At 64.3% G+C, this 9,902-nt stretch carries 8 protein-coding genes; 7 read left to right on the top strand and 1 reads right to left on the bottom strand.

The window, feature by feature from the left end; genetic code table 11:
* The first annotated feature begins 169 nt into the window (after positions 1 to 169).
* The 7 genes from V7116_RS06870 (at position 170) to V7116_RS06840 (ending at position 9,452) form a co-directional block, all read left to right on the top strand.
* Complete coding sequence (locus V7116_RS06870) at positions 170 to 1,408, top strand: ROK family transcriptional regulator (RefSeq protein ID WP_324391154.1); 1,239 nt, start codon at positions 170 to 172, stop codon at positions 1,406 to 1,408.
* 94 nt (positions 1,409 to 1,502) lie between these two features.
* On the top strand, positions 1,503 to 3,620 hold the full coding sequence (locus V7116_RS06865; protein ID WP_324391153.1) for a substrate-binding domain-containing protein: 2,118 nt from the start codon (positions 1,503 to 1,505) through the stop codon (positions 3,618 to 3,620).
* A 4-nt stretch (positions 3,621 to 3,624) separates the two neighbouring features.
* Positions 3,625 to 5,130: a sugar ABC transporter ATP-binding protein gene (locus V7116_RS06860; RefSeq protein WP_324391152.1), complete on the top strand. Its 1,506-nt coding sequence runs from the start codon at positions 3,625 to 3,627 to the stop codon at positions 5,128 to 5,130.
* Entirely contained in the window at positions 5,117 to 6,085 is a 969-nt protein-coding gene (locus tag V7116_RS06855) for an ABC transporter permease (protein WP_324391151.1), read from the top strand. Before V7116_RS06860 ends, V7116_RS06855 begins: the two co-directional genes overlap by 14 nt.
* A complete protein-coding gene (locus tag V7116_RS06850) occupies positions 6,082 to 7,056 on the top strand; it encodes an ABC transporter permease (protein ID WP_324391150.1) in 975 nt (324 codons plus the stop codon). Before V7116_RS06855 ends, V7116_RS06850 begins: the two co-directional genes overlap by 4 nt.
* Positions 7,057 to 7,098: 42 nt before the next feature.
* Complete coding sequence (locus tag V7116_RS06845) at positions 7,099 to 8,181, top strand: Gfo/Idh/MocA family protein (RefSeq protein ID WP_324391149.1); 1,083 nt, start codon at positions 7,099 to 7,101, stop codon at positions 8,179 to 8,181.
* A 260-nt stretch (positions 8,182 to 8,441) separates the two neighbouring features.
* On the top strand, positions 8,442 to 9,452 hold the full coding sequence (locus V7116_RS06840; RefSeq protein WP_324391148.1) for a sugar phosphate isomerase/epimerase family protein: 1,011 nt from the start codon (positions 8,442 to 8,444) through the stop codon (positions 9,450 to 9,452).
* Positions 9,453 to 9,632: 180 nt separating this feature from the next.
* Here the strand turns inward: V7116_RS06840 and V7116_RS06835 are convergent.
* On the bottom strand, positions 9,633 to 9,902 hold a 270-nt coding region (locus V7116_RS06835), incomplete at its 5' end, for a citrate/2-methylcitrate synthase (RefSeq protein ID WP_324391147.1).

Here is a 9,902-nt window from a genome sequence, read left to right as displayed (position 1 = left end):
GCTGATCGGCGGTCTTGCGCCAGTGCGGATTATTGACGCTGACAACTCTAAGTCAACGGAATCTTTTTACAAAAAGTGAACAAAGTATGCTAAATTACATTCAAACCAACGTATTCTTAAAAATAAGTTCGCTTAGAGTTGTTTGGTCCGCCTTAAAACTTGTAACCTTATGAACCATCACGATCCGCTGTCCGCACTCACTTTCTATCGCAACAGCCTCACGCTGCCCCTGCAGCAGTATAAAGTCGTGGACTTGATGCGCTCGACGGGCGGCCTGTCGCGCAGCGACCTCGCCCGGCAGCTCGGTTATTCCCGCGCGACGATCACCGGCCTCGTGAAAGACCTGATCGACCGCACCATCATTCGAGAAATCGCAGACGCCGAATCAACCGGCGGACGCCCGGCGCGCATCCTCGACTTCAACGCCAGCTTCGCATACGTGATCGGCGTGGATATGGGCGCGACGAGCGTAGACATCGCCCTGGCCGATTTTCGCGGCGAGCTTCTGCTGCGTCACCGGGAACCTATCGACGTGAAGCAGGGGCCGGATCCGGTGTTGGACCGCGTGGCGACCATCATGCAGGACCTGATCCAGCAGGCGAAAATCCCCAACGACAAGGTGCGCTCGATCGGCATCGGCGTGCCCGGCCCGGTCGATTTCCTCAACGGCGTGCTGAGTATGCCGCCGATCATGCCCGGTTGGGAACGTTACCCAATCCGCACCAAGATTCAAGAGACGTTTCCGCTGGCGACGGTGGTGGTCGATAACGACGTCAACGTGATGGCGCTGGGCGAGCTGCGCTCCGGCGTGGGCAAAGGCGTCGATAACTTCATCTTCGTGAAGGTGGGCACGGGCATCGGCGCGGGGATCATCGTGGACGGCGGGATTTATCGCGGCAGCAACGGCTGCGCGGGCGACATCGGGCACATCCAGGCTGACCGCAACGGCCCGATCTGTCACTGCGGCAACGTCGGCTGCGTCGAGGCGATGGCCTCCGGCAGCGCCCTGGCACGGCAGGCGATGCAGGCCGCGCAGAGCGGTCGCAGCCCGATCCTGGCCGAATATCTGGCCGCCGGGGTGACGTCGCTGACGGCGGAGCACATCGGCATGGCGGCGCACGCGGGCGACAAGGTCGCCATGGAACTTATTAAAACCAGCGGCACGCTGATCGGTGAAGTGCTGGCCGGTGTCGTGAACTTTTTTAACCCCAGCCTGATCCTCATCGGCGGCGGCGTCGCCAACATCGGGACGCAGTTTCTTTCGACGATCCGGCGCGGCATCCTGTCGCGCTCGCTGCCACTTTCAACCCAACACCTGCGGATCGACTACTCCCCTATGGGCGAAGACGCCGGAGTCATCGGCGCGGTCGCACTGGCGATTGAACATATCTTTGTCGGCAAACTTTAGCAGCCACGAAGGAGGTTCTATTCGGGAAGTAATCACGGCGAACTGCCTGGAATGTTCCCCACTTAACACCGATAACTATTTAGGAGAACGAATCATGCGTAAATTACACCTCTTGCTCGCATTAGTCCTACTCCTTTCCACCGTATTCACGTTTAGCGGCATTGACAGCGCCGCCGCGCAGCCAAGCTGCACGGGGCCATTCACGATCGGCGTGTCGAACAGCTTCGTCGGAAGCGAATGGCGCACGCAGATGATTCAGAACATCGAGGGGGTGGTCGCGGAATATAACGCGGCGGGGATCGAGGTCGAGCTGGTGGTCGAAAGCGCCGACACGGATGTGGCGGGCCAGCAGCAGCAGATCCAGAACCTCGTGAATCGCGGCGTGGACGCGATCATTATCAACCCCGGCGACCAGTCGGCGCTGAACTTCGACCTGGAAGACGCGGCAGCACAGGGCATCGTGGTGATCGCGGTGGACCAGGAGATCGGCGCGCAGGGCGTGACCAATGTGGTGATCGACCAGACGGAATGGGCGCGGATCAGCGCGCGCTGGCTGGTGCGGGAACTCGGCGGTGAAGGCGACATCGTGCTGATCGAGGGCTTCGTGGGCCATCCGGCGAACGAAGCGCGCATGTCCGGCGCGATGGAGATCTTCGACCAGTACCCCGGCATCAACATCGTCGGGCGTGAGAGCGGCGGCTGGGATCAGGCGACGGGCCAGCAGGTCATGAGCGACTTCCTGGCGAGCCTGCCCAACATCGACGGCGTGTGGACGCAGGACGGCATGGCGTTCGGCGTGCTGACGGCGGTCCGTACGGCCAACCCGGACGTATGGCCGGTGGTCAGCGGTGAGGCGCGCAGCGGCTACCTGCAGCTCTGGAACGAAGTGCTGGCCGAGCAGCCGGACTTCCGCTCGATCGGCGTGGTGAATCCGCCGGGCGTGGGCGCGGACGGCGTGCGCGTGGCGATGGAACAGCTCTGCGGCGGCACAGTGGATGCGGCGCAGTTGGCGGGGCCGTTCGGCAACTCGCTGTACGTGCCGATCCCCTACGCGGTGACGGCGGAAGATTTCGCCAGTTACTACGCGCAGTACGGCGGCTTCCCGGCCAGCTACACCCTGGACGGCTTCATCACCCAGGAACAGGCGTCGGCGTTCATGGCGGACGATGACGGCCCGGTGATCAGCAGCTCGACTTTCTCGTCCGGCACGCGGCTGGCCGAACTGGCCGGAATGTGTTCCGGGCCATTCACGATCGGCGTGTCGAACAGCTTCGTCGGAAGCGAGTGGCGCACGCAGATGATCCAGAACATCGAGGGGGTGGTCGCGGAATATAACGCGGCGGGGATCGAGGTCGAGCTGGTGGTCGAAAGCGCCGACACGGATGTGGCGGGCCAGCAGCAGCAGATCCAGAACCTCGTGAATCGCGGCGTGGACGCGATCATTATCAACCCCGGCGACCAGTCGGCGCTGAACTTCGACCTGGAAGACGCGGCAGCACAGGGCATCGTGGTGATCGCGGTGGACCAGGAGATCGGCGCGCAGGGCGTGACCAATGTGGTGATCGACCAGACGGAATGGGCGCGGATCAGCGCGCGCTGGCTGGTGCGGGAACTCGGCGGTGAAGGCGACATCGTGCTGATCGAGGGCTTCGTGGGCCATCCGGCGAACGAAGCGCGCATGTCCGGCGCGATGGAGATCTTCGACCAGTACCCCGGCATCAACATCGTCGGGCGTGAGAGCGGCGGCTGGGATCAGGCGACGGGCCAGCAGGTCATGAGCGACTTCCTGGCGAGCCTGCCCAACATCGACGGCGTGTGGACGCAGGACGGCATGGCGTTCGGCGTGCTGACGGCGGTCCGTACGGCCAACCCGGACGTATGGCCGGTGGTCAGCGGTGAGGCGCGCAGCGGCTACCTGCAGCTCTGGAACGAAGTGCTGGCCGAGCAGCCGGACTTCCGCTCGATCGGCGTGGTGAATCCGCCGGGCGTGGGCGCGGACGGCGTGCGCGTGGCGATGGAACAGCTCTGCGGCGGCACAGTGGATGCGGCGCAGTTGGCGGGGCCGTTCGGCAACTCGCTGTACGTGCCGATCCCCTACGCGGTGACGGCGGAAGACTTCGCCAGTTACTACGCGCAGTACGGCGGCTTCCCGGCGTCCTACACCCTGGACGGCTTCATCACCCAGGAACAGGCTGCCGCCTTCATGGAGTAATCGCATGGCGCTGACACTCTTTGCCAACCACATTGTCAAACGCTACGGCGGCGTGATCGCCGTCCGCGACGGGAGCCTGAGCATCACCTCCGGTGAGGTCGTCACGCTTGTCGGCGCGAATGGCAGCGGCAAGAGTACGCTCAGCAAGGTCATCACGGGAGTGGCTGCCCCTAATGAGGGGCAGCTCCTCCTCGATGGCAAGGAAGTGCACTTTGCCAGCCCGCAAGCAGCCAAAAAACTCGGCATCACGGCGGTGTACCAGGAACTGAGCCTCGTGCCCGATATGACCGTGGCCGAAAACATCTGGCTGTCGCACGAACCGCTGCGGGCGGGCCTGGGCGTGCGTGGGGGCGAGATACGGCGGCGCACGCGCGATCTGCTGGCGCTGTTCGAGGGCACGGTATCGCCCCGGCTGCAGCCGGATACGTTCGTCAATACGCTGCCGCCCGACGAGCGGCAGATCGTGGAAATCCTGAAGGCGATCAGCAACCAGCCGCGCCTCGTGATCTTCGACGAAGCGACGGCCAGCCTGGACAGCGCGCAGGTGGATCGCCTGTTCGACCTGATCGGCGAGTGGAAGCGGGACGGCATGGCGATCGTGCTGATCACGCACCGCATGGAGGAGATCTTCCGTGTGGCGGATCGCGTAACGGTTATGCGCAACGGGCAGACAGTCGGCACAGTGGACATCGGCGCGACCAGCGAGGGCGAGATCGTGCAGATGATGATCGAGGGCGCATCGTCGCCGGGCGACATCCGCATGACGCCGGTCGAGGTGTCCGCACCGGTCAGGCTGGAGGTGAGCGGGCTGCACGCGGGACGGGTGCGCGGGGTCGATCTGACGCTGCGCGACGGCGAGTTGTTGGGGCTGGGCGGGCTGCAAGGTCAGGGGCAGACGGATCTGCTGCTGGCGCTGTTCGGCGCGCTGCCCTATACCGGCACGGTGACGCTGGCCGGGCGCAGGATCCGCTTCCGCCACCCGCGCGACGCGATGCGCAGCGAGGTAGCGTTCGTGCCCGGCGATCGCGGCTCGGAAGGGCTGATGCTGTCGCGCTCGATCCTCGAAAACTTCCTGCTGCCGTCGTGGCGGCGCTTCGGACTCATTCACGACGTACAGGCGGCACGCGGCGCGGCGTCGAGCGCGGCGGAGGATCTCTCGCTGGTGTATTCGACGCTGGACGCGCCCGCCAGCAGCCTGAGCGGCGGCAACGCACAGAAGGTCGTGATCGGCAAGTGGCTGCTGCGCGAACCGAAGCTGCTGCTGCTTAACGATCCCACCAAGGGCGTGGACGTGGGCGCGAAGGGCGAGTTTTACGCCCTGCTGAAGCAGCTCACGCAGCAGGGTACGGCGATCCTGTTCTACAGCAGCGACGACGACGAGCTGCTGGGCCTGTGCAACCGCGTGCTGGTTCTGCAAGATGGGCTGGTGCGCGACGAACTCAGCGGCGACCGTTTGACGCGCTCGAATTTGGTGGCGGCCAGTCTGGGGACGGGTCATGGTAAACACTAGAGCGCGCTATTTCTTCGCGCGCAACACCTATTTGTTTTCACTGCTCCTGCTGGCGATCCTGCTGAGCGTGAACTATTCGCTGCAGGATAACCTGTTCGAGCTGCGGATTCTGAACAACTCGATGCGCACGCTGCTGCCGCTGATCGTGCTGGCGGTGGGACAGTCGGTGGTGATCATCGGGGGCGGGATCGATCTGTCGGTCGGCACGATGGTGTCGATGCTCGTCGCGGTGCTGGTCAAGTTGATCGACGCCGAGTCGAGCAGTACCGATATCGTGCTGGCGGTGCTGGCGGCGTGTGGGGTCGGGGCGCTGGCGGGCACGCTGAACGGCGTGATGGTGGCCGTGCTGCGGCTCCAGCCGATCGTCACGACCTACGCGACCAGCTTCATTTTCTCCGGCGTCGCGCTGGTGCTGCTGCCGCGTCCCGGCGGGCAGATCCCGACCGAGCTGCGCCGCTTCTATGCGGGCACGCCCAACGGCATCCCGCTGGCCTTTTACGTGATCGGCATCCTGATTCTGGTCTGGATGCTGCTGCGCTCGACGCGCTACGCGCAGTTCCTGTTTGCGACGGGCAGCAACGACAAGGCGGCCTATACGACCGGCGTGCCGGTCAAGATCATCCGGCTGACGACGTACATCTGGGCCGGGGTGTTTGCGGGGCTGGCCGCGTCCGCACTGACGTTCTCGACCGGGTCCGGGCAGGCGAACATCGGTGATAACATGACGCTCGACTCGATCGTGGCGGTGGTGCTGGGCGGGACGCGCCTGAGCGGCGGCAAAGGCGGCATCGCCGGAGCCATCATCGGCGTGATGATCCTGCGCGTCATTCGCAACGTGATCTTTTTTGCCGACGTGCCGACGTGGTCCCAAACGCTGGTGAACGCGCTGATCATCATCGCGGCGCTGGCGGGGCCGGGGCTGGTCGGTTTGATACGGCGGGTGGTGAACAAATGAACGCCAGCAGCGACCGTATTCTACGCGTGCGACGCACGTTGAATCCCCCGCTGATCGCGCTGCTGCTCGCGGTGGTGCTGTTCTTCGCGGGCGGGCTGGTTAAGCCGAACTTCGTCAACCTGGACCAGGCGACGAACATCGTGCGGCTGGCGGCGTTCCTGGGCATCATCGCGGCGGGGCAGACGCTGGTGATCATCAGCGGCGGCGAGGGCATCGATCTCTCCGTGGGCGCGGTGGTCACGCTGGGCGCGATGCTCACGTTCCGCTTCACGGACGGCGACAATAACTTGATCCCGCTGGGACTGCTGCTGGCGTGCGGCTCCGGTCTGCTGATCGGCCTGCTGAACGGGCTGGGGGTGTCGCTGCTGCGCATCCCGCCGCTGGTGATGACACTGGGCATGACAGGCGTAGTGCAGGGTACGGTACTGGTCGTCACGCAGGGCGAGATGCTGGGGGCGACTCCGCGCCTGATGGCGAAATGGATCGCCAGCCCGCTGGTGCTGGGCATCCCCGGCGTGATCTTCATCTGGCTGGCGCTGGGCGTGGCGATGTGGCTGGTGCTCAACCGGACCACGTACGGCAAGTACCTGTTCGCCATCGGCACGAACCGCACGGCGGCGCGGCTTTCGGGCGTGCGCGTGCAGTTCATCGTGGTGGCGACATACATGCTCAGCGGGCTTCTGGCGGGCTTCGGCGGGTTCATCCTGCTCGGTTTTTCGCAGACGGTGTTTTTGCAGTTGGGCAACAGCTACCTGTTCCCGTCCATCGCGGCGGTGGTGGTCGGCGGCACGCTGCTGTCGGGCGGCATGGGCAGCTATTGGGGCACGATGTCCGGCGCGCTGGTGCTGACGCTGATCGACAGCCTGCTGCGCGCGATGGAGCTGGACGAGGCGTACCAACTCATCATCGTGGGCATCATTCTGCTGGCGCTGATTTCCATCTATGGGCGGCAGACCAGCTTGCGGCAGTAAACGCACGATAGAGAATTTTTTGCGAGCTAAGGAGATTCAACAATGGATAAGGTTCGTATCGGCGTCATCGGGAGCGGCTTCATCTCGAACCTGCACGTGAACAGCCTGCATCTCGTGCCGGAAGCAGATGTGGTGGCCGTGGCGAGTCTGACCACGGAAGTTGCGCGCCAGTTCGCGGACGAGCACGGCATCCCCGATGCTTACGATAATTACGAGGCGATCCTGAAGCGCGACGACATCGACGCGGTGACGGTGGGCATCCCCAACGACCTGCACGAAGAAGTCGTCGTGGCGGCGGCGCAGGCGGGCAAACACATTCTGTGCGAAAAGCCGCTAGCGCGCAGCCTGCCGGAAGGCGAGCGCATGATGGCGGCGGTCCATGCGGCGGGCGTCAAGCTGGTGTACGGCGAGATGCTGTGCTTCGCGCCCAAGTACGTGCGGGCCAAGAAGCTGATTCAGGAAGGCGCGCTGGGCAAGGTGTTCCTGGTGAAACAAAGCGAGGAACACGACGGTCCGCATTCGCCCTGGTTCTGGGACGTGAATCGCTCCGGCGGCGGCGTGCTGCTGGACATGGGCTGCCACAGCATCGAGTTCGCGCGCTGGATCCTGGACCGTCCGCGCGTCAAGAGCGTGCAGGCGACGCTGGGGCGCTTCATGCACTCGGAAAAGACGCTGGGCGAGGATCACAGCATCGTCGTGATCGAGTTCGAGAACGGCGCAATCGCCATGGCCGAAAATAGCTGGGCGAAGACGGGCGGCATCGACGACCGCTGCGAGATCTACGGCACGCTGGGCAACACGCGCGCGGATCTGGTGCAAGGCGTGGGCCTACGGACGCACAGCAAGGTCGGTTATGGCTACGCGGTCGAAAAGGCCGACAGCACGATGGGCTGGACGTTCACTGGCTTCGAGGAGGAATGGACGCACGGCTTCCCGCAGGAGATGCGCCATTTCGTGAACGTGGTGCAGGGCAAGGAAGAACCCACGGAAACCGGCGAGGACGGCCTGGAAGTGCTGCGCATCATCTACGCGGCGTACCAGTCGGCGGGCGAGGGGCGGCGCATCGAGTGGCCGTATACCCCGCCGGAGGTCGATAAGCCGGTCGATCTGTGGCTGAATGCGTAAAAGACAGTTTTTAGTTTTCAGTTGTTGGTTGTTAGTGAGCGCAAGAGCGTTTGGTGATTATCAGGGGGTGGGATAAGCGTGAGCACGTTCACCTCACCCCTTAACCCCCGGCCCCTTTTCCCCTCTCCAATCCGATTGAAGAGGGGCCAGGGGTGAGGGGGTCTGCGCAGGCTCCGGTTGGCGTGGCGTGGCTTGAATCGTTGCATGGGCTAATCGCTAACGGCTAACCGCTGTTCGCTGAATGCAGCAAGGAGCGAGATATGTCTCGACCGATCACGTTATTCACCGGCCAATGGGCCGATCTGCCGCTGGAAACGCTGGCGCAGAAGGCCGCCAGCTGGGGCTATGACGGCCTCGAAATCGCCTGTTCGGGCGATCACTTCGACGTCGAGCGGGCGCTGAACGAGGACGGTTACGTCCAGGCACAGCGCGACCTGCTGGATCGCTACGGGCTGAAGTGCTTCGCCATCAGCAATCACCTCGTTGGGCAGTGCGTGGCCGACGCGCTGATCGACGCGCGCCACCGCGAGATTCTGCCGGACCGGTTGTGGGGCGACGGCGATCCCGAAGGCGTGCGCCGCCGCGCCGCGGACGAGATGAAACGCACCGCCGAAGCCGCCAAACGCTTTGGCGTATCCGTGGTGACGGGCTTCACAGGCAGCCCGGTGTGGCATATGCTGTACCGCTTCCCGCCGACCTCGGACGCGATGATCGCGGCGGGCTACCGCGAGTTCGCGGATCGCTGGCTGCCGATCCTGGACGCGTTCGAGACGCAGGGCGTCAGGTTCGCGCTGGAAGTGCACCCGACCGAAATCGCGTTCGACATCGTGACGGCGGACATGGCACTGGACGCGGTCGGCGGGCATGGGGCGTTTGGGTTCAACTTCGACCCCAGCCACTTCATCCCGCAGATGTTCGATCCGGTGGCGTTCATCGAACGCTTCCCGGGCCGTATCTTCCACGTCCACGTCAAAGACTCGCGCGTACACCTGGATGGACGTAACAGCATCCTGGGCAGTCACCTGAACTTTGGCGACGCGCGGCGCGCGTGGGATTTCGTCTCGCTGGGGCATGGCGACCTGGACATCGACCGGCTGATCCGCGCGCTGAACCGGATCGGATACGCCGGGCCGCTCTCGGTAGAGTGGGAAGACAGCGGTATGGACCGCGAGCACGGCGCAGCGGAGGCGGTCGAGTTCGTGCGCAAGGCCGATTTCACGCCGTCCGCCGTGGCGTTCGACGCGGCGTTCGCCAAGCAGCAAGGGCGGTAGCGGACAGCCAAAAACGGGCAGGTTAATGCGGTTTAAGGGATCACCGCGACCTCACCCCCGGCCCCTCTCCAATCCAGGTTGGAGAGGGGAGACAAGCAAAATTACCGAGGATTGTGTGGGGGCGGGTTCCTAACCCGCCCTGCATTTTGTAACGCATCGGCGCGGCGCAGCCGCCCGCAGTTACTCCAGCGCGCGCGGGGGCGGGCCGTCGTAGCCGTGATCGGTGGGGTGGATGGCGCGCATGGGTCGCTCGCGCGTCTGTTCTTCGTGGATCTGGGCGATCAGGCCCGGCACGCGCGCCATAATGAAAAAGGCGTTGGCGATCTCCGGCGGCAGGTCGAGATCGATCAGCAGCGCGGCGATCGCGCCGTCCACGTTGATGGGCAGCGCGCGCCCGGTCTGCCGTTCGAGCGCCGCCGCCAGCGCGTGCACCGCCGCGACACCCTGCCC

It is taken from the genome of Aggregatilinea sp. (assembly GCF_036822615.1).
Taxonomy (GTDB): Bacteria; Chloroflexota; Anaerolineae; order Aggregatilineales; family Aggregatilineaceae; genus Aggregatilinea.
The sequence above is the reverse complement of the archived record's forward strand: the minus strand, read 5'-3'. Positions and strand labels throughout refer to the sequence as shown.